Origin of the sequence: Campylobacter sp. MIT 21-1684 (genome assembly GCF_026241315.1) — a bacterium.
Classification (GTDB): Bacteria; Campylobacterota; Campylobacteria; order Campylobacterales; family Campylobacteraceae; genus Campylobacter_D.
In genome coordinates, this window is the sequence record NZ_JAPHNA010000006.1 from 37,027 (window position 1) to 56,554 (window position 19,528).

A 19,528-nucleotide genomic window follows, 5' to 3' on the forward strand; every position below is an offset into this window, starting at 1 on the left:
TACAGATGGTATTTAAAAGTTTTTGTATAAAAATTCTTACAAACTAATATATTGCTTACAATTATAAAAAAGCTTTTTTTTACTAAGTTCATATTACAATAAACTCTATATATTAGAAAATTTTTAAGGAAGCTGTTTGTATGAAATACCCTTTAGATTGTGAAGAAAATTTTGAAAAATCTTTTTTATTTTGGCTTGGAAAGTATGTCAAATTTAAACTTAGCTCTCTTTCAAATAAAGAACTTAAAAAACCTGAAATTCTCACACAAGTTAATTTTGCTCTTGCTAAAGGTGTAAAACATATAGATCAATTAGACGCCCTTGTGAAACAAGCTAGAAATGCCGGACTTAGCGGTGTGAATACCTATTTTAATCCTCTCAAAAAACTCTTTGAATATCTCTGCTTTTATAAGCTCTATTCTATTAAACAAATTGATGAAACTTTAATTGTTGAAATTTTGGCAAGCATTACAGGATCTCTTTCTGATGCAAGTAAAAAAAATTATCGCATTGCAATCATTAATTTCTTTGATTTTTTAGACAAACAAAATGAAGAAGAACACAAAGCTCACCTCTTTGATATAAGTCTTAAAAATTGGGCTGGAATTGTAGGCACTAAAGGAGTGAAATTACCTGAATTTATGAGTGAGGAAGAATTAAAGAAATTTCTTGATGCTATTGAAAATGCTGATTTTAAAAGTAATACAATCCGCAATAAGCTCATTATTAAAATCATCATTTTTACAGGTATTCGCGTGAGTGAGGCTATTAATATTAAAATGGGTGATGTAAGCGAAGAAAATGATTTATTTGTTATCCGTATTCGTGCAAAAGGAAATAAATACCGTGTAGTAATGATTAAAAAAGAACTTATAGCCCATTTGTTTGATAATGTTGCTATCAATTATATGAGTAAAGATGCCCTACTCTTTGTTAATAAAAAAGGCACTCCTCTCACCCAAGCTTATATCAGTCGTATAGTAGAACAGCTCTTGTTTAAAGCTGGAATTCGTAAGCAGAAAAATGGAGCTCATATGCTTCGACATACTTTTGCTACTATGCTTTATAAAAAACAAAAAGATCTTGTTCTAGTCCAAGAAGCACTAGGGCATGCGAGTGTGAATACCTCGCGTATTTATACACATTTTGATAATGATAAGCTCAAATTAGCAGCTCAAGTTGCAAAGGAGCTTAATGATTCATAAAGAATTTTGTGTCTTTTCAGACTTTTTTTACTATGATTTAGCTTTCAGCTTATATGCGCACAACCAAAAAGAAAGTCAAAGATGTTTTACACTCATAGAAAAATACAAAAATACATTCTATTTTATTCTTTGTGTGGAATATGAATTCTATCATTATTTATACAGTAAAACATATAGAAGCACTCAACCGTATTTTTGTTGTTTTGCGTATAAAAAAAGAAAAAAATTCACTCCTTTAAAACTTGATGAAGAAGCTTTTTTACCTGAAGTAATACATACTTTAAACAAGCGTGAGTATAAAAAAAATTTTTTCCAAGTTAAAAAAGCTATTGCGAAAGGACAAAGCTATCAAGTTAATCTCACTCAAAGTTTTTGCTTTAAAAGTAAACTTGATGGTTTTTTTCTTTTCAATCTTCTACTTCCAAGACAAAACACAGTTTTTAAAGCATATATTAAAACCACTTCGAGTGAGATTCTTTCTTTTTCTCCCGAGCTTTTTTTTAAAATCAATAAAAAAAGAATTGTCGCAAAACCTATGAAAGGTACAGCTCCAAGAGATGAAAATCTTAAACTTGATAAACAAAGAAAGGCGTTTTTAAAACAGGATGATAAAAATCGCAGTGAAAATGTGATGATAACTGACCTTTTGCGCAATGATATTGCCAAACTCATCAAAAAAAACAGTCTCCAAGCAAAATTATTCCAACTTACAAGCTACCCTACTCTACATCAAATGAGTTCAACTGTAAAGGGTAAATTGCGTAAAGAAATACAATTATATTCTATTTTTCAAGCTCTCTTTCCTTGCGGTTCTATAAGCGGTTGCCCAAAACTTGAAACCTTAAAACTTATTGAAAAACTTGAACAAAGAGAGCGAGGGATATATTGTGGTAGCATAGGACTTGTCCATAAAAAGAAAGCTAAATTTAGCGTTGCAATACGAACACTTCAAAAACGCGACTCAATCTATCATTATAGCGTTGGAAGTGGTTTAGTATGGGATTCAAAATGTTATGATGAATTCAAAGAGCTTGAACTTAAAAGTGCCTTTTTACAGCCAAAAAAATACTTTCTTTTTGAAACTCTTTTGTATAAAAATGGTACTATTCTCTTTTTAAAACAGCATTTACAAAGACTTATAAATTCGGGGCTAAAACTTGGTTTTAAGACAAATAAACTCTCTAAGAATTTCCAAAATATTTTACACACTCAGACTAATTTCAAAGATTTCACTCATCTTAACCTTTATGAGATCAACAAAAAACTTTTTTTTGAACAACATTCTTTTTTATTTCCTTTTGATTGTGGCTTTGAAGAAGGAATAATACATATTGTTTTACACAAAAATGGAGAGTATGAACTCAATCATTCTCCATTAAAAGAAAATACAAGCGATATATTGCTTATAAGCCCTATTACTCTGTATTCAAAAAGCGATAATCTTTTTCACAAAAGCTCTTTACGAAGCATTTATGATACTCAAAGTATTCAATGGCAAAAAAATAGATGCTATGATCTTGCTTTTTTTAATGAAAAAAAAGAGCTTTGCGAAGGAACAAGAACAAATATCATTATAAAGAAAGACAAGCAGTTTTACACACCTGCCCTGCAAAGTGGATTGCTTAATGGAATTTACCGCAATTTTTTATTAAAACTCAATATTATAAAAGAAAAAAGACTTTTCAAAGAAGATTTGCTTTATGCTGATGCTCTTTATTGCATCAATTCAGTAAGAGGCTTAAAAAAAGTAAGACTATGAAAAAACGCGTTTTAATCATTGATAACTATGATTCTTTTACTCATACAATTGCTTTGTATCTTAAAGAATTAAACTGCAAAATTACAATTATTTACAACGATGAATTTCAAAAAGCAAAAGAACTCAAAAAATTTGATTTTTCACATCTCATCATCTCGCCGGGTCCAAATTCTCCAAAACAAGTTGCAGGCTCTCTTAAGGCTATTAAGTATTTTAAAAAAACAAAAAAAATTCTAGGCATTTGTCTTGGTCATCAATGTATAGCAGAGGTTTTTGGTGGAAAAGTTGCGCAGTTGCATAATCCAACTCACGGCAAAATAAGCACTTTACATTTTAAAAAAGAGAAGTTTTTTAGAGGTGTAAAGAAAAAACCTCAAATTTGTCTTTATCATTCTTTATATGTGGCGAAAATGCCTAAAAACTGCAAGGTTTTAGCAAAAAGCGATGAAAAAGTTATTATGGCTTTAAGGCATAAAAAATACAATATTTTTGGCATTCAATTTCATCCTGAGTCTGTTTTAACACAAGAAGGCAAAAAAATACTTGCCAATTTTATTCGTCTTTAGAACTGCTTTGCTGGTCTAAAAAATAGGCTATATGTTGCCACGAAAAACCGCTTTGCTCACTCAAACCTATTTCACAAGTACTTGAATTACTAAAACCTCGTTTAAGAGTAGTTTTTCTATAAAAATTCGTAAAATTTTGAGTTGCGTTTTTGCTGAGTTCTGGAATAAAAAAACCTTTATAACCAGAAAAACCGCAACAAGCCATTTGGTCTTTAAATATCTCCCCTCTTGTGCAGAGTTTTGCTAATTTCAACATAGTATCTTCAAGTCCAAGTTTTTTACTAGCACACATAGTATAAATACCGACATTCTCATCACTCTTAGAAAAACGAAGTCTTGGAGCTAATACTTCAAGCAAATATTCGCTTAAATCATAAATTTCAAATTTTTCATCTTGAAATACCTTTTTCATCTCAGCACTGCAAGCACCGTGATCAAGGACTATTTTAAAATTCATCTGTTCAAAAAACTCTTTATTTTGCATAAAGAGTTTTTCTTTTGAGTGATGAAAATCGCTAAAAGCCTTACCACAACACATTGAAGTTATTTGTTTTGGATATATAACATTAATTTTTGCTTTTTTACATAAACTCTCAAATACTTCTTGCAAAGTCCTCATATCATAAGCAAATCCTGATGGACGAAAAACTCTGTTTAAACAACTTGTAAAGTACAAAACACTCTCATCAAAGCCAAAGTTTTTATTTTTAAATTGAAAAACACTAGCTTTTGGAGTGTTTTTCAAAAAGACAGGAAAAGATTTGAATTGTTTGTGAAGCCAAAAACTTGATTTGTGCATTTTTTCAGCCCCAACAAAATGGGAAAAAGTCAAAGAAGCTTTGGCAATATTTAAAGTTTTACTAAAATTTGAGGAAGTAAAATTAGCAATCTTCTTAGAAATCTTACCTTGAGTGTTATGTTTATACCTAAGAGCTATTTGGGCTGTATCAATACCAACAGGACAGAGTTCTTCGCACATTGAACAGGTGGCGCAAGTTTGAATGCTAAAATATTCTAGTCCTTGTTTTAATTCTAAAAGCAATTTTTTACTTTGCTCATCAATTTTCCCCTCAAGCCTTTTTATTTCTCTTTGTAAGGCTATTCTCTGTCTTGGACTTAGGGTAAATTTATGCGAAGGACAATTTTTTTCACAAAAACCACATTCTACACAATCATTTAAAAATTCATCTACAAGGGTAGCTTGTTTAATATTTTTTTTATAAATCTCTTTATCATCACTAATAATAACATCGGGATTTAACAGTCCTTTTGGATCAAAAATAGCTTTTATTTTTCTGTGGAGTTGGTAAGCTTTCTTACCCCATTCAAGCTCTACAAAAGGAGCGATCATTCTGCCTGTTCCGTGCTCTGCTTTAATACTACCTCCAAGCTTTACAACCTTTTGCGCCATCTCCTCAACAAGTTGTGAAAAATTTTCAAATTCCTCTTTTTGTGTTAAAACAGGGGTGATGATAAAATGTATATTCCCGGCTAAAGCGTGTCCAAAAATGATTCCATTATTTTCAAAACCATATTTTTTAAAGAGTTTTTGAATTTGAAGTATCCCTTTGCCTAAGTCCTTGATTTCAAAACAAATATCCTCTGTAATTACAGAAGATTCAGCTCTTTTTGATGTAGCAGCTATTGGAAAAAGTCCTTTGCGAATCTTCCACCAAGAAGCATACACTTGTTCATCAAAGGAAAATTCAAATGGCAAACAAGTAGGACACATTTTCAAAACCTCTTTGATTTTTTTTACTTGTTTTTCTAAGTTCTTTCTGTCATCGCTTTCACTTTGTATTAAGATACAGCTTGTCCCTTGTGTTAGGTTCATAAGTACTTTTGGGACTCCTTTAAATTTACTTGCAGCCTTTAAAGAAGCATAATCCATAATCTCTGCACTTGAAATAAAATCATTCAAAGTAGAAAGCACTTCAACAGCTTTAGCTGCTTGAAGTATATCTTCATAAAAAAGCAAGGCACAGGCTTTAAATGGCGAATCTTTAACGCATTGTAATTCTACACTAGAAACAAAACCTAAAGTCCCCTCACTTCCAACAAATAAATGCGCAATAATATCAATAGGATCTTCAAAATCAAGGAGAGAATTTAAACTATAACCTGTTGTATTTTTGATTTTATATTTTTTTTCTATAAGTTGTTTTAATTCCTCATCCTGAAGAATCTCTTGTCGTAATTTTAGCACTTGTTCTATGAGTGTGGCGTGTGTTTTTTTAAAGGTTTCAACACTTAAAATATCAGCAGTATCAAGCACACAACCATCATTTAAAATCACTCGTATAGATTGCAAGGTATTATAAGAATTCTGTTGTACCCCACAGCACATTCCACTTGAGTTGTTATTAACGATCCCACCAATTTGCGCTGCTGCCAAAGTGGCTGGATCAGGTCCTATTTTTTTAGCAAAGGGTTTTAAAAGTTCATTGGCATTTTGCCCTATTACTCCACAATCAAGCCTTATTGAATGTACATTTTTATCAATGGTAATATTTTGCCAAGAATGATCAAGTATAACCAAAATGCTTTCACACGAACTTTGTCCGCTTAAACTTGTCCCTGCACCACGAAAACATAGAGGAGTATTATATTTGTTTGAAAGTTTATAAGCTTGGATAATTTCTGCTTCATTTTGTACCATTACTACAAGCTGTGGTACATAGCTATAACACGAGGCTTCAACGCCATAACAAAAACGTCTCAAATAATCTTTATAAATTCTTTCTTTAAAAATTTTTTTTGCTTCTTTATAGAAACCATTGTAATCCTGCATTGCATTTCCTTTTTTTTGTATAAACAGCGTAAAATCATACTCTTTATTTCAAAAAAAGACAACCTCATTAACAATAAAAGCTCTGCTATGAAAGATTGTTATAAATACCCATACAACTTAGAAAAAATAAGAAAGAGAATAAAAGCTATGAGAGCTAAAAAAAGAAAACAAAGTAAGCCTTTTTTCTTACAAAGAATAAAGGCTTCTATTAATTGAGCAATGAAAGATTCTAGCATTGTAACTCCACTATTTTATTTTCATAACCTAATTATTCAAGCATTTGCTAAAAGTTCTTTTAAAAGTTTATTTTTTGCTTGATTGTGGAATTTTTTGAGGCAATCTGGATTTTGTACTTGATAGTTATTTTTCTTTTGTGAAAGACTAATTCTTGTAGCACTATAATCTGCATCTACTTCAATATAAGTACGTTCATTTCGTTTTTCAACTAGAGCTCCTTTTGCCTCATCGTAGATAAACTTTATATCATATTCCACCCATTTTGTAATGATGGGAATAGTATAAAAAATAGGTAAACTATCTTCTTCTTCTCTGGTCAAACGTTCAATACGCCTGTATTTTATGTGTGAGGTTTGCACTACTTGTTTATGAGCTTTTTCCTCATAGATAAAACTAGTGGTGTCTGATATGATTTTTTGGGACAAAGTTTCAGCTTGAACGGAAGTAAAACTTTCTTCATAGTATTCAAAAACAGAAAAACAATTTGCACCTCCAGCAAATAAAACCCTATTAGTTGGTGTAAATGTAGTATTTTGAATTTCCATTATCTTTACTCCCTATTAAAATCTATAAAAACTTTGAAACGCTCTTTGAGCTTCGTTTAAAAATGGCTGTCCTGCCTTATTAATCGAATCGGTAAAAACGCTTTAACCAAGTCAAACACTTTTTAATACTCTTTGCAACATTTCATCTTGTTGGTATTTTGTTGAGATAGTGTTTGATTTTATATGATGGGTGGAATTGTGCATAGAATCATTCTTTTGTATTCCGCTAGAAGTTTCAAGTAAAAACATTTCAAAAAGATTTTGTATGTTTGCAGCATACTGTTCATAGTACAGATTTATAGAATGAGTAAACATATTGCTAATGTTTTGCTCTTGTGAAATTGTTTGGGTAAAATTGCGTACATTTTGAGATTCCTCAAGTTTTTCAGATTCAAACTCTCTTTTGGCTATCAATTCAAGGATTTCTAAGTGTTTATAAAATGTATCAAAAAAACTTGACGAAGAATCTTGTCCATCTATCTTTTTTTTCAAAAACCCAAAATAATTATCTGTATCTCCTCTTACATAGTCTTTTGCAAGTTCATCTAAGGATCTTTGAGCGTCTTGATTAAAAAAACCAGAATATCTTCTTGTTGTCATAGAATTCGCCAATCTCTTATCTTCTTCATTTGTAATCAAAAATTCCATAAAAAGTTTTGATATATTTATTTTCTCGCCTTTTGAATCTATAAATTCGCTAGAAGCAGAAACATATTTTCCATCATAATGAATCTTTACTTCAAAAAAATCAATATTTTTATCTTTCATATAGTCTTGATGACTGAATAATTCGTCCGATAAAAACTTAAGTAATTGTTTTTGTTGTTCTTTGCTTAAAGAATGCCACTCAACCTTTTCATTTGTATCAGCATTACTAAGCGAATTTAAAGCATTAGCAATCTTGGGAAAATTCTCTTTAGCAAGGTCTTTAGCAGGAAGCAAAGATTCAAGATCTTCTTTAATGTTTTCAAGAGTATTGTTTGCTTTTGTTTCTTGCATTATTTCTTGCTCTTTTTGTATTTCACTATTTTTTACTTGAAGTTCTTTTTCCAAGTTTTGTTGAAAATTTGTCTTATTTTCAAGATTGTATGTTGAAAAAGAATTTGTTTGATTGCGAATGTGATTTGACAATGGATTGAATGTTTGAAAGCTTAAGTTCATTGCTTACTCCTTAAAAATTTATTCTACAAAGAAACAAGCAAAAAGTGTGCCATATTTTATGGCAACTTAGAATCTATTACGATCAAGGACTGCCCTTTCATATCTTTTATAGGCATTATATCCTTCTGTAATGGCTCTGCTTGCATACACTATTTTTGGATCAAAATTGTATACTTGTTTTTCAGTAAAAGCTAAAGCTTTATTTAAATGATTTGTAATTTTTGGTTTGTGTGTTTTAAAATCATAAGGGATAAAAAGATATTCGTACCCGCTATAATTAAAAAATCTAGGATGTTCTGTATAGCTTCTATACTCTACTTTAAAATAAGTAAAACCATAAAGTTTATCAAGCTGGTCAGGATGAACTTCACCTCTAGCTATAAATGAGCCATAAACATTCCCCAAAGAATCGTGTTTTAAATTTTTTGTATCAACTAAACCTGTTATCCAGTAATATCCTCCCTTAACCTGTGCCATTTCTTCATCATTTAAAAGTTTTACACCTTGAGAATTCGAATGTAAAGTACCATTACTTGCTAAAGCAAGTACATCTTTTGCATTGAGTGTACTAAGGCTTAGAAAGAATAAAACCAAACAAAGTTTTTTCATTTTTTACTCCTTTAATTGTTGTTTAATGTTTTATTATTAAGGAATAAAATAAATTTTGTCTTAAAAATTAAATAAAAATTTGATAGATTTTTTGTACTTAAATCACTCAAATAAGGAATTTGTAAATGAAAAAAATCATTCTTCTTTTGCTTTGTACTCTGCATAGTTTCGCTTCTGACCCTATTACAATAGACAGCTTGTTTAAAAGACAATTAGGACTAAGAAGCATTAGCACTTTAGAATACATCAGCAGTGGCAATACTGATTTTTACAAAACCTATCCTTATGTCAGTGCTTATAATGATGGCAAAAACTATACAGACAACCGCCAACTTTCCTTGCGTCAAACTTTGGTTTATTCTCTACACAAAAGCTTTGATCTAAGCTTGAGTGCTAGAGGAAGTTATGTGAGTAGTGATTATAGAACGGTAACTGGAGCTAGAGCAACAAGCGATACTTTGGAATTCAATTCTTTCAATCTGGGTTTTATTTATACGACTTCAAGTATTAGGGATTTCATTCCTCAATTTTCTTTTGATTTTAGCTTGTTTGATCGTATAAAAATGCTTGATGAAAAGAAAAATTTTACTGCTAAATCAGCTTCCTTGCAATTTGCTCTAAAAAGATATACAGACCCTTTGGTTGCTATGTAGGAATAGCATATAATGCTAATTTATATTTTAATGCAGGAAAGATTAACTTTGGAAATGCTCTTTTTGCAGGGTTTAATGGCTCTGTAATTCTTAGTCCTAAGGTTTCGCTTGATTTGGGTTTTCAACAAAGCTTTCAAGAAGCAAGCAAACACAATGGTACAAAATACACTCAAAATTATTCCATTCCTACTCTTTCTTTAGGATTTACTTATAGTTTAACCGACAGGAGTGCCCTGTCAATTTCAGGTGCTTCAAGTAGTTCTTCCTCTGCACCAAATTCTGTTGTTTCTTTAAGCTTGTGGAGGAAATTTTAAGCAGTGAGTAAAATACAATATACACTCTCACTTTGTTTTTTTATTCTTAGTACTGCAAATGCTGATTTTATAGTCAAATCGATGAGTGAGTTAAAGAATGAAAAATTTATTCGTCAAAAATATGAAGAATCTTGCGGGACTTCAAGTCTGGCAAATCTGCTTAATCTTTTTTCTTTTAAACAATACAGCGAAGCAGATATTCTCAAAGTTTTACAAAACAAGACTAGTATGCTTTCTTTTTTAGAGCTTAAAAATACAGCTTTAAAACTTGGCTTTGAAAGCGATGGTTATGAGCTTGATACTAAAGAATTTGAATTTCTTACTTTACCTGTGATAGCAAAGATAGAAAAAGATCCAAGATATCCCCATTTTGTTGTAGTGCAAAATTTACAAGGTGATTTTGTTTCTATTACTGATCCAAATTTCGGTGTTTATATTGCTACGAAAAACGAATTTTACTCTCTATGGGGCAAGAAAAAAGGTTTTGTTCTTGTTGTTGTGCCAAAGAAATTTACTAATTATAACCTACAAAAACCTTTCTTTTTTGGTAGTTTTTTACTGGATAAAAACAAAAGAGGATTCTAACTTTTTCTTGCATTTAAGAGTACGCTTATTATGATAAGAACAAAAGAAAAAACATCAAGCCAAGTATAAGGAGTTTGAAAAAAGAAAAAACTCATACAAGCCGCAGCAACAGGTTCTATACAAGCTATCATACTTGCTTTTACAGCTCCTATATATTCTAAACCTTTAAGATACAGGCAAAATGCCATTATAGTACCTATAAAAATTATACCACCCATTGCCAAAAAAGAATCAAAACTGAATTGATATTCAAAAAGTTTTGGACCAAGTAAAATAAAAAGAAATAAAGAAGATATGAGACTTGCAAAACCCATAACACAAAAAAGTCCATATTTTTGAAAAAGAGTTCTTGCGCTTAAAGAATAAAACACTATACCAAAAGCTGCGATAATCCCCCATACTAAGCCTAAAAAATTTACATTAAGTGATTTAAAATCCCCACCACTAGCAAGAAAAAATAACACTACAAATATCAAAAACAAAGCAATAATTTCATCTCTCTTTGGAAATTTTTTCTCTTTAAAACAAAGAAAAAGCATAATAAACAAAGGAGCGCTGTATTGTATCATCGTAGCTGTTCCCGCATCTGTATAAGAAATAGCTTTAAAATAACTATATTGGGTGAGTAAAAGACCAAAAAAAGCGAAAAAGACTAAGGAAAAACTTTCTTCTTTTGAGAGAAAAAGTCTCAAATTCCTTTTTTTAATACTTAAAAGACTTAAAAAAATTCCACTGAAAAAGAGGCGGCAAAAACTTATCCATTCGACTGTGTAATAATTTTTGAAAAGATATTCTGCTAAAATTCCAGAAATAGCCCAAGAAATCCCTCCGCTTAGAACTAAAAACACACCTAGCACATATTTCCTTTCAAGTTAAATTATACATTATTTTTGAGATTTAAGCTATAATTATATTTTATTATAAGGAAAATGATGACCTACTTAGAAATACAAGGCAATAATTCTTTAAACGGCACAGTTCGCATTAGCGGTGCAAAAAATGCCGCCTTACCTCTTATAGTTTCAAGCATTTTGGCAAAAAATGAAGTGCGGATAAATAATGTCCCCAATGTGGCTGATATTAAAACTTTACTTTCATTACTCCAAAATTTAGGAGCAAAAACATTTTTTCAAGACTCTCAAGTTCTTTTAGATACAAGCACACTTAATCAAACCATAGCCAAATATGACATAGTACGAAAGATGAGAGCTTCTATACTCACCTTAGGACCTCTACTTTCACGTTTTAGACACTGCGAGGTATCACTTCCTGGAGGCTGTGCCATAGGACAAAGACCTATTGATTTACACCTGTCTGCTCTTGAAAAAATGGGAGCGAAAATACAAATTCAACAAGGGTATGTTGTTGCAAGCGGGACTTTAAAAGGTGCTGAAATCATTTTTGATAAAATTACAGTTACAGGAAGTGAAAATATCATTATGGCTGCTGCTTTAGCAAGAGGAAAAACAAGACTTATTAATGCGGCAAAAGAACCCGAAGTAGTACAGCTTTGCGAAATTTTAGCAAATTCAGGGCTTGAGATAAAAGGCATAGGAACAAATGAGCTTGAAATAGAAGGTACATATGGTGAATTACTGCATTTTAAAGATTGCACTGTTATACCTGATAGAATTGAAGCTGGAACATATCTTTGTGCTGGAGCAATTGTAAATTCTCAAATTACTTTAGAAAACATCAATATAAACCATCTCAACGCCATTATAGCAAAACTCCATCAAATGGGATTTCGAACTTTCAATGAGGGAAATACTCTGACTTTATTTCCAGCTGAAAAAATAAAGGCTGTTGAAATTCTTACAAGTGAATACCCGGGTTTTCCAACAGATATGCAAGCGCAATTTATGGCTTTAGCATTAAAAGCCAATGGAACAAGCATTATTGACGAAAGGCTTTTTGAAAATCGTTTTATGCACGTGAGCGAACTTCTACGAATGGGGGCTGATATTAAACTCAATGGGCACATTGCAACTATAGTTGGCACGAAAGAATTAAATGCAGCTGATGTTATGGCAACAGATTTAAGAGCCTCTTCGGCTCTTGTTTTAGCGGCTTTGGCTGCCAAAGGCACAAGTAGAATCCATAGAATTTACCATTTAGATAGAGGATATGAAAATTTAGAAACAAAACTTAGCAATTTGGGAGCAAAAATTACAAGGCTACAAGAATGAAAAATATATATGAAATTTTAGATTTTTTACAAAAACATATTCAAGCAGTAGATGGCTTTGAACTGCTTTCCCTTGAACAAGCAAAAGGTCGTATCTTAGCTGAAGATATATTTGCAAGAAAAGATGTACCAAGTTTTGATAATTCAGCACTTGATGGCTATGCTTTTAATTTTGCAGACAAACATAAAGCTTTAGAAATACAAGGGACTATTTTTGCTGGCGATAAAAGAACTTATACCTTAAAAGAAGGTCAATGCTACAAAATAATGACAGGTGCTTTAATGCCAAAAAATGCAGATACTATACTTAGGATTGAAGATGAGAAATTAGAAAACAGCAAACTCCTTATCAGCAAAGATGTACAACAATATAATGCTTACAGATACAAAGGCGAGGAAATCAAAAAAAATGAACTTTTGCTTAGCAAGCATACAAAACTCAACAGTGCTATGATAGCTTTACTTGCTGCACAAGGAATTTATAAGATTGTAGTAAAAAGAAAAATTCGCATAGGAGTTTTTTCAAGTGGTGATGAACTTAAAGAACCTTGGCAGGAGTGTGATGAAAAAAGTATTTATAATGCAAATGCTTTTGCTTTAAATGCTTTGCTTGAAAATCCGTGCTTTGAGCTTAGTTATCTTGGTATTATAAAAGACGAGTTGCAAACCACAAAAGAAGCTTTAGATAATATGCATTTTGATTTGCTTTTAAGCAGTGGTGGAGCAAGTGTTGGTGAAGCTGACTTTATGGAACAAGCTTTAAATGAACTTAATTTCAACCTTCTTTTTCAAGGAGTAAAAGCACGTCCAATAAGCCCGACAAAATTGTATCAAAAAAACACTCTTTTAGTTTTGCTTTTGCCCGGAAATCCTATGTCAGCCTTTTTATCCTGCTTTATTTTTGGACTTCATATAGCTTGTATATTAAGCGGAAATCGCAATAAAAATCTCAAATTTAAAGCTAAAATGGGAATGAATTTGCAAGTTAAAAGTGGAAGAAATAATTGTATTTTGGGAAATGTAATCGATGGTATTTTCTTTCCCACAAATGAACACAAATATAGTCCTGCTATGATAAAACCATTAATCCAAAGTACTTTTTTACTTATCAGCGACGAAAAGCTAAGTGAATTAAAAATCGATGATGAGATTGAACTTTTAATGTTGTAAATAAATTGACAAAAAAAGCCAAATACACTATAATTGATATTCTTGCGGGAATAGCTCAGGGGTAGAGCACAACCTTGCCAAGGTTGGGGTCGCGAGTTCGAATCTCGTTTCCCGCTCCATTTATTCTTTCTTTTTAGGACGAAAAGCTTTAATTATTTCTTCATTTGTTTCTATAAAAGCACCACCTATTAAATCTATACAATAAGGTATAGCGGAAAATACAGCTTCCAAGCATTGCGATATAGCTTTAGGATTGCCCGGTAAATTAAGAATTAAAGATTTTCCGCGAATTCCAGCACTTTGCCTTGAAAGTATAGCAGTGGGAACAAATTGCAAACTTGCCTGACGCATTAATTCACCAAAACCGGGCAACATTTTATCACAAACTTTTTCAGTAGCCTCCGGAGTTACATCACGTAAAGCAGGCCCTGTACCCCCACTTGTAATAATTAAATCACATTTTTTTTCATCAGCAAGAAAAAATAATTTTTGAACGATATTTTTATATTCATCGGGTATGAGTTCCTTATGATAAATAATGTCGTTTTTTATATATAAATTTAATACCCTTTGTACTTCTGGAGTAGCTTTATCTTCATATACTCCACTACTTGCTCTATCGCTTAATGTAAGTATGCCTATTGTAATGATTTGCATTTGAATTCCTTTTTAAAGCCAACCTTTTTTCTTAAAAAAAATCACTGGCAAAATAATAGAGATCAGCATCACACAAAGCACAATAGGATACGCATAATAAAATCCAAGTTCAGGCATAAATTTGAAATTCATTCCATATATAGTACCTATTAAAGTCGGCGGCATCATAGCTACAGTTGCAACAGTGAAAAGTTTAATTGTTTTATTTTGTTCTATATTAATTTGAGAGGCAAGAATTGTTTGGATATTATCTAAAATATTAAGCTGGGAAACACTGAATTCCACAAGCGAATTTAAATCTTTTAAAACTATAGTAAGATTTTGTTTTATATCTTTATCTATCTTATCGCTCTTAAGTAAAGAAGTCATAGCGCGTCTCTTATCAAAAAGAGAATCTCGCACACGCATATTAAGCTCTTGGAGACTTGAAATATCTTTAAGCATTTCATCATAGCTGTATTCATTCTTTTTTTCTAAAACGCTAATGCGAAGTCTTCTTGCTTCTTTATCAACTAACTCAAGCAAATCAGCATCTTTCTCTACTCTCACTTCAAAAATTTTATCGATAATATCAAAACCATCTTCAAAATTTTTAGGACTTACTAAAATCCGTGCTTGAATTTCTTCAAAAGTGCTAAATTCATTATATCTTATAGTAAATAAAATATTTTTTGTGCTAACAAAACTTACAATTTCTGTATTAAGATCTATGGAATTATTATTTTCATATTCTTTAAAGGCTCTTACTAAAAAATGTGCATTGATAGTAATAGTAGTACTGTCTTCCCAATATTTTGAACTAAGCTCTATCTCTTCTCTTTCTTCTTTACTTGGAAATTCAAGATTAAAACAAGAAGAAATAAAAGCAATTTCATCGCTACTTGGATGAAGTAAATCGATCCATAAGATATTATCAGGCAAACTTTCATTTTCTAATTTAAAATTGATTCTTTGTACTAAAGCATTTTCAGTTTTTACATAAATATAAAGCATTTTTTCCCTTTTTTACTATTATAACTTTGTTTTACTTAAAAATTTGTTTTTTCTAAAACTTCAAAATATGCTTTTTCTAAACTCTCTAATTTGTTTTGAGCTTGTTGCAATCTTTCATAAACAGCAACAATGTCTCTATCAGTATATTCCTTAGTCTCATAAAGCTGTGAATTTAAAGAAACAATTTCTCGTTCTAAATTCTCAATTTGATCAGGATATTTTTCTAAAATTTCATTTTCTTTGTAACTGAGTTTTTGAGTCTTTTTTTCTTTTAAGTTTAATTTAGTATTTTTCTCATTTTTAAGAGTGCTTACAAAATACTCAAACCCATCTAAATCATCTTTCAATTCTAAATATTCGGTATATGATGTGTGTACAATTTCTATATTTTCATCTTCAAAAATATACATTTTGTTGGCAATCTTATCTACAAAATATCTATCGTGAGATGCAAACAAAATAGCACCTTTAAAGTCTAAAAGATACTCTTCTAAAATGTTAATAGTAGCAAGATCCAAATCATTTGTCGGCTCATCTAAAATAAGTACATCATATTTCTTTGTAAAAAGTAAAGCTAAAGCTAGGCGACTTTTCTCACCACCACTTAAAACACCAACATTTGTTTGTAAAAATTCTTTAGGAAATAAAAAGCTCTTTAAATACCCATAAATGTTCATATTTTTTTCTCCAATCTGGACTCTGTCGCCACCATTTGGACAAAAAATTTCAAGCAAAGTTTTGTTTGTATTAATAAGACTTTTTGCTTGATCAAAATACCCCATTTCAAGTTCTGCACGTTGTATTTCCCCGTCATAATCTTGCATATGCCCTAAAAGCATTTTCAAAAAAGTCGATTTTCCACAACCATTTTTTCCAACTATAGCTATACGCTCACCTTGTAAAATTCGTGCATTAAAATCCTTAAAAAGTACTCTTTTAGCTATAATTTTACTAACATTTTTTAACTCAAAAAGCATTTTTCTACGATTGAATTTGTTTTCTGAATTTGCATTCAAAGCAGCCCTTGAAAGTTCAAGTCTTAATTTTTTAATCTCATTAGGATTTTTCTTTGCCTGCTCTCTCATTTTTAAAATTCGCTCTTTACGACCCTCGTTTCTTTTCAGTCGTGCCTTAACGCCTCTTTTTAACCATTCTTCCTCGCTTTTTAAATGCTTTAAAAGTGTCTCATAACTTTTAGTAAGACTTTGCAAAAGCTGATTTTTCTTATTTAAATACTGCATATAACCACCTTGAAAAACGGTTATTTTTCCAGCTTCAAGCTCCACGCATTTTTCAGCTACGGTATCTATAAAATGTCTGTCGTGAGAGATGAAAATAACACACATTTTTGAAGATTTTAATATTTTTTCTAAAAAGTCTGTCATAGCAATATCAAGATGATTCGTAGGTTCATCAAGTAATAAAATATCAGGATTTTGAAGTAATAAAATACAAAGTCCTATACGCCGAATTTCTCCTCCGCTTAAAGTGCAAACGGGACTTTGTTTAAAATCTAAAAGCCCAAATTCTTTTAAAATTCTATCAATTTTAACTTCTATATTCCAAGCATCTTTACTTTCTATAAAAGCTATTACTCTGTCAATTTCTTTCAATAAGAGAGTATTTTCTGGTTCCTTGGCTAATTTCTCTTGTAAAAGATTGTATTGTGCTAAACTTGAATAAATTTCATTGAGTTCTTGTTGAATAAGCTCATTAATACTAATACTTTTTTCAAATTCAACATTTTGATTTAAAAAAGCTATGCTTTTGTTGTTTTGTCGTATTATTCTGCCATCATCAAGAGCGAGTGAGCCTAAAAGAATTTTTAAAAAGGTTGATTTTCCTTCACCATTTTTTCCAATAATAGCGATTTTTTCATTTTCCTGAACACTAAAATTGACTTGTTCTAAAACAATTTTTTCACCGAATTTTTTACTTGCATTTCTTAAATCAATCAATGCCATTTATATGCTTTTAGAATGTAAAAGACTAAATCTCAACGTAGCGTACAAAAATACATACTTCAAGCTCATCAAGCTCATCAAGTACTTCTCTTTGTACTTTCTCATCAACTAAAACTACTGCTAAAGCACTTCCAAAGCCGTCTCTACCAAGTCTAAAATCTGCTATATTAATATTTTTAGAAGCTAAAACTGAACTTATTTTAGCAATGACTCCGGGTACATCTTTATTCTTAAAAATAATCATTTTCCCTTTTGGTTTGAAGTCTGTTTTAAAGCCATCAAAACCAACAATTCTTTGTTCGTTTTCATTAAAAACGGTACCAGAAACACTAGTATGCGAATTATCTGTAACAATTTTTACGCTTAATTTATTATTATAGCCACTGTTTGGCAAAGTTTCACAATGTAATTTTATACCTTTTTCTTTAGCGACAAATTCAGCATTTACATAATTGATCTTTTCGCCTAAAATTCCACCTAATGCACCAACAACTGCAAAAGCAAGCATAGAATTTACATATTCTCCTATTATACCTTCAGCTTCTAATTTAATACTTTTAATGACATTTTTATCAATTTGCGTAGCTAAAAATGCCATTTTTGAAACAAGTTCTATATAAGGCTCGACAAAAGGCGGTAAATCTTCAGTTTTAACCGGTAAATTTAAAGCATTTGGGTATGCCACACCTCTAGCAGCACTTAATGCCTGTTCACAGGCTTGTTTTGCAATATTTTCTTGACTTTCTAAGGTATTAGCTCCTAGATGGGAAGTTACAGAAATATTTTCAAATTCCAAAAGAGGATTGTCCGTCGCTGGCTCCTTGTCAAAAACATCGATTCCAAGCCAAGCTATTTTACCATTTTTCAAACCCTCGCACAAAGCTTCTTCGGTATAAAGTCCGCCTCTTGCACAATTAATTAAACGCACGCCATTTTTCATCTTAGCAAGTTCCTTTACCCCTATCATTGCATTTGTTTCTTTTGTTTTTGGAGTATGTATGGTAATAAAATCGCTTTGAATAAGAATTTCATCTAAAGTTTTAGCTTGTTGCATATCCAAATCTGTAATTTTAGAAGAACTAATATAAGGATCAAAAGCGAGAATTTTCATTCCAAAAGCTTTAGCACGAATCCCCACTCTTGAGCCTATATTGCCAAAACCTATAATTCCCAAAGTTTTCCCTTTAAGTTCAATACCGTACCATCTTTCCCTCTCCCATTTCCTTTGAATTTTTAAGAAATTATGTGCATTTACAAAACTTCTTGCAGAAGTAAGAAGATGCGTCATTGTAAGTTCAACAGCAGCAATAGTATTTGCTGTTGGGACATTCATCACTATAACGCCACGTTTAGAACATTCTGCCACATCAACATTATCTACGCCTACCCCAGCACGTACTAAGGCTTTAAGCTTTTTTGCGTGATTTAAAAATTGCACATCTACATCAGTAGAGCTCCTAGTGATAGCAACATCTACATCAGCTAATAATTCTAAAAGTTTATCTTTTGGTATCTTTTGAGCTTCAATAAGTTCTGTATTTTCATCCTTTTTTAAAAGCTCTATTCCAGTATCTAAAATAGCATCACATATTATAATTTTTTTTTTCATAGCCATATTTCCTTTGCTTTAGCATTAATTTTATATTTTTTCAATTCTTCAATAATTTCTTCAATCAAATTTCTATTCTCTGTATTTATAAAAATTTCAGGAGTACTGTCTAAATCGATAAAAATTTCAGGACTCTCTCTGGATTTTAACAAAAAATATTTGACTTCGAAAGAGTTTAAAACCTGTTTTAAACAAAAAAGAGAATAGATGTCATATTTATTAACAATCAACTGATAATATTTTGTTTTCTCTGTCAGCTCGCTTGTGTCTATATCAAAATGCAACATAAACTGCTCAGCGGCAGGAGTAAAATTACGTTGAGGTAATTCGATAAGTTTTTCCTGCCAGGTTTTTTCAACTATTTTATTTTGATTTATATTGTTATATTCGTTGATTATTTTTGCGGTAAGGTTAGATGTAAAATCAGGATTTGTCCGAAAATTCCAAAGCAATAAAAAAACAACAACACATAAAACAAGCAATAAAACGATTAAAATACCTATACTCAAGTACTGCTTCATA

At 31.1% G+C, this 19,528-nt stretch carries 18 protein-coding genes and 1 tRNA gene; 9 read left to right on the forward strand and 10 right to left on the reverse strand.

What is annotated here, in order from left to right; genetic code table 11:
- Positions 1 to 140 precede the first annotated feature (140 nt).
- From OQH62_RS03680 to OQH62_RS03690, 3 genes are read left to right on the forward strand one after another with little or no spacing between them, the layout of a single operon-like run.
- Entirely contained in the window at positions 141 to 1,205 is a 1,065-nt protein-coding gene (locus tag OQH62_RS03680; protein ID WP_266013935.1) for a tyrosine-type recombinase/integrase, read from the forward strand.
- The gene (locus OQH62_RS03685) at positions 1,195 to 2,964 is read left to right on the forward strand and encodes a bifunctional chorismate-binding protein/class IV aminotransferase (protein ID WP_266013939.1); all 1,770 of its coding nucleotides are present in this window, start codon (positions 1,195 to 1,197) and stop codon (positions 2,962 to 2,964) included. The genes OQH62_RS03680 and OQH62_RS03685 overlap by 11 nt, the downstream gene beginning before the upstream one ends.
- The gene (locus tag OQH62_RS03690; protein WP_266013942.1) at positions 2,961 to 3,530 is read left to right on the forward strand and encodes an anthranilate synthase component II; all 570 of its coding nucleotides are present in this window, start codon (positions 2,961 to 2,963) and stop codon (positions 3,528 to 3,530) included. The genes OQH62_RS03685 and OQH62_RS03690 overlap by 4 nt, the downstream gene beginning before the upstream one ends.
- Here OQH62_RS03690 and OQH62_RS03695 read toward each other — a convergent pair.
- From OQH62_RS03695 to OQH62_RS03710, 4 genes are all read right to left on the reverse strand, one after another.
- Positions 3,517 to 6,321 (reverse strand): FAD-binding and (Fe-S)-binding domain-containing protein, encoded by a 2,805-nt coding sequence (locus tag OQH62_RS03695; RefSeq protein WP_266013945.1) that lies wholly within the window; start codon positions 6,319 to 6,321, stop codon positions 3,517 to 3,519. The two genes, OQH62_RS03690 and OQH62_RS03695, sit on opposite strands and share 14 nt — an antisense overlap.
- Positions 6,322 to 6,593: 272 nt before the next feature.
- Positions 6,594 to 7,103, reverse strand: coding sequence for a hypothetical protein (locus OQH62_RS03700; RefSeq protein WP_266013948.1), 510 nt, complete (start codon positions 7,101 to 7,103; stop codon positions 6,594 to 6,596).
- Between the two features lie 111 nt (positions 7,104 to 7,214).
- The gene (locus tag OQH62_RS03705) at positions 7,215 to 8,264 is read right to left on the reverse strand and encodes a hypothetical protein (protein WP_266013951.1); all 1,050 of its coding nucleotides are present in this window, start codon (positions 8,262 to 8,264) and stop codon (positions 7,215 to 7,217) included.
- 66 nt (positions 8,265 to 8,330) lie between these two features.
- Positions 8,331 to 8,873, reverse strand: a complete 543-nt coding sequence (locus OQH62_RS03710) for a hypothetical protein (protein WP_266013954.1) — start codon at positions 8,871 to 8,873, stop codon at positions 8,331 to 8,333.
- A gap of 125 nt (positions 8,874 to 8,998) precedes the next feature.
- Here OQH62_RS03710 and OQH62_RS03715 point away from each other — a divergent pair, with 125 nt between their 5' ends.
- The 3 genes from OQH62_RS03715 (at position 8,999) to OQH62_RS03725 (ending at position 10,425) form a co-directional block, all read left to right on the forward strand.
- Positions 8,999 to 9,526, forward strand: coding sequence for a nucleoid-structuring protein H-NS (locus OQH62_RS03715; RefSeq protein WP_266013957.1), 528 nt, complete (start codon positions 8,999 to 9,001; stop codon positions 9,524 to 9,526).
- A gap of 113 nt (positions 9,527 to 9,639) precedes the next feature.
- Positions 9,640 to 9,840, forward strand: a complete 201-nt coding sequence (locus tag OQH62_RS03720; RefSeq protein ID WP_266013960.1) for a nucleoid-structuring protein H-NS — start codon at positions 9,640 to 9,642, stop codon at positions 9,838 to 9,840.
- A 3-nt stretch (positions 9,841 to 9,843) separates the two neighbouring features.
- The gene (locus tag OQH62_RS03725; RefSeq protein ID WP_266013963.1) at positions 9,844 to 10,425 is read left to right on the forward strand and encodes a C39 family peptidase; all 582 of its coding nucleotides are present in this window, start codon (positions 9,844 to 9,846) and stop codon (positions 10,423 to 10,425) included.
- On the opposite strand, the gene OQH62_RS03730 is transcribed toward OQH62_RS03725, so the two are convergent.
- Positions 10,422 to 11,282: a DMT family transporter gene (locus OQH62_RS03730; protein WP_266013966.1), complete on the reverse strand. Its 861-nt coding sequence runs from the start codon at positions 11,280 to 11,282 to the stop codon at positions 10,422 to 10,424. The genes OQH62_RS03725 and OQH62_RS03730 overlap by 4 nt on opposite strands.
- 75 nt (positions 11,283 to 11,357) lie before the next feature.
- Here OQH62_RS03730 and murA point away from each other — a divergent pair, with 75 nt between their 5' ends.
- The 3 genes from murA to OQH62_RS03745 all read left to right on the forward strand — a co-directional run bounded on the left by murA (position 11,358) and on the right by OQH62_RS03745 (position 13,902).
- Positions 11,358 to 12,614, forward strand: a complete 1,257-nt coding sequence (gene murA / locus OQH62_RS03735) for a UDP-N-acetylglucosamine 1-carboxyvinyltransferase (RefSeq protein ID WP_266013969.1) — start codon at positions 11,358 to 11,360, stop codon at positions 12,612 to 12,614.
- Complete coding sequence (locus OQH62_RS03740) at positions 12,611 to 13,783, forward strand: molybdopterin molybdotransferase MoeA (protein WP_266013972.1); 1,173 nt, start codon at positions 12,611 to 12,613, stop codon at positions 13,781 to 13,783. The genes murA and OQH62_RS03740 overlap by 4 nt, the downstream gene beginning before the upstream one ends.
- A 44-nt stretch (positions 13,784 to 13,827) precedes the next feature.
- Positions 13,828 to 13,902, forward strand: a tRNA-Gly gene (locus tag OQH62_RS03745).
- A gap of 1 nt (position 13,903) precedes the next feature.
- Here OQH62_RS03745 and mog read toward each other — a convergent pair.
- The 5 genes from mog to OQH62_RS03770 are packed head-to-tail and all read right to left on the reverse strand — an operon-like array spanning position 13,904 to position 19,527.
- Positions 13,904 to 14,440, reverse strand: a complete 537-nt coding sequence (gene mog, locus OQH62_RS03750; RefSeq protein WP_266013974.1) for a molybdopterin adenylyltransferase — start codon at positions 14,438 to 14,440, stop codon at positions 13,904 to 13,906.
- A gap of 12 nt (positions 14,441 to 14,452) precedes the next feature.
- Positions 14,453 to 15,433, reverse strand: a complete 981-nt coding sequence (gene corA, locus OQH62_RS03755; RefSeq protein ID WP_266013977.1) for a magnesium/cobalt transporter CorA — start codon at positions 15,431 to 15,433, stop codon at positions 14,453 to 14,455.
- Between the two features lie 35 nt (positions 15,434 to 15,468).
- Positions 15,469 to 17,397: a ribosomal protection-like ABC-F family protein gene (gene abc-f / locus OQH62_RS03760; protein WP_266013980.1), complete on the reverse strand. Its 1,929-nt coding sequence runs from the start codon at positions 17,395 to 17,397 to the stop codon at positions 15,469 to 15,471.
- A gap of 25 nt (positions 17,398 to 17,422) precedes the next feature.
- Positions 17,423 to 19,006, reverse strand: a complete 1,584-nt coding sequence (serA, locus tag OQH62_RS03765) for a phosphoglycerate dehydrogenase (RefSeq protein WP_266013983.1) — start codon at positions 19,004 to 19,006, stop codon at positions 17,423 to 17,425.
- The gene (locus OQH62_RS03770) at positions 19,003 to 19,527 is read right to left on the reverse strand and encodes a hypothetical protein (protein WP_266014069.1); all 525 of its coding nucleotides are present in this window, start codon (positions 19,525 to 19,527) and stop codon (positions 19,003 to 19,005) included. The genes serA and OQH62_RS03770 overlap by 4 nt, the downstream gene beginning before the upstream one ends.
- Position 19,528: the final 1 nt, after the last annotated feature.

Coding starts and splice junctions, on each gene's coding strand:
- OQH62_RS03680 (WP_266013935.1), top strand. CDS start 141: ATGAAATACCCTTTAGATTGTGAAGAAAATTTTGAAAAATCTTTTTTA.
- OQH62_RS03685 (WP_266013939.1), top strand. CDS start 1,195: ATGATTCATAAAGAATTTTGTGTCTTTTCAGACTTTTTTTACTATGAT.
- OQH62_RS03690 (WP_266013942.1), top strand. CDS start 2,961: ATGAAAAAACGCGTTTTAATCATTGATAACTATGATTCTTTTACTCAT.
- OQH62_RS03695 (WP_266013945.1), bottom strand. CDS start 6,321: ATGCAGGATTACAATGGTTTCTATAAAGAAGCAAAAAAAATTTTTAAA.
- OQH62_RS03700 (WP_266013948.1), bottom strand. CDS start 7,103: ATGGAAATTCAAAATACTACATTTACACCAACTAATAGGGTTTTATTT.
- OQH62_RS03705 (WP_266013951.1), bottom strand. CDS start 8,264: ATGAACTTAAGCTTTCAAACATTCAATCCATTGTCAAATCACATTCGC.
- OQH62_RS03710 (WP_266013954.1), bottom strand. CDS start 8,873: ATGAAAAAACTTTGTTTGGTTTTATTCTTTCTAAGCCTTAGTACACTC.
- OQH62_RS03715 (WP_266013957.1), top strand. CDS start 8,999: ATGAAAAAAATCATTCTTCTTTTGCTTTGTACTCTGCATAGTTTCGCT.
- murA (WP_266013969.1), top strand. CDS start 11,358: ATGACCTACTTAGAAATACAAGGCAATAATTCTTTAAACGGCACAGTT.
- OQH62_RS03740 (WP_266013972.1), top strand. CDS start 12,611: ATGAAAAATATATATGAAATTTTAGATTTTTTACAAAAACATATTCAA.
- mog (WP_266013974.1), bottom strand. CDS start 14,440: ATGCAAATCATTACAATAGGCATACTTACATTAAGCGATAGAGCAAGT.
- corA (WP_266013977.1), bottom strand. CDS start 15,433: ATGCTTTATATTTATGTAAAAACTGAAAATGCTTTAGTACAAAGAATC.
- abc-f (WP_266013980.1), bottom strand. CDS start 17,397: ATGGCATTGATTGATTTAAGAAATGCAAGTAAAAAATTCGGTGAAAAA.
- serA (WP_266013983.1), bottom strand. CDS start 19,006: ATGAAAAAAAAAATTATAATATGTGATGCTATTTTAGATACTGGAATA.
- OQH62_RS03770 (WP_266014069.1), bottom strand. CDS start 19,527: ATGAAGCAGTACTTGAGTATAGGTATTTTAATCGTTTTATTGCTTGTT.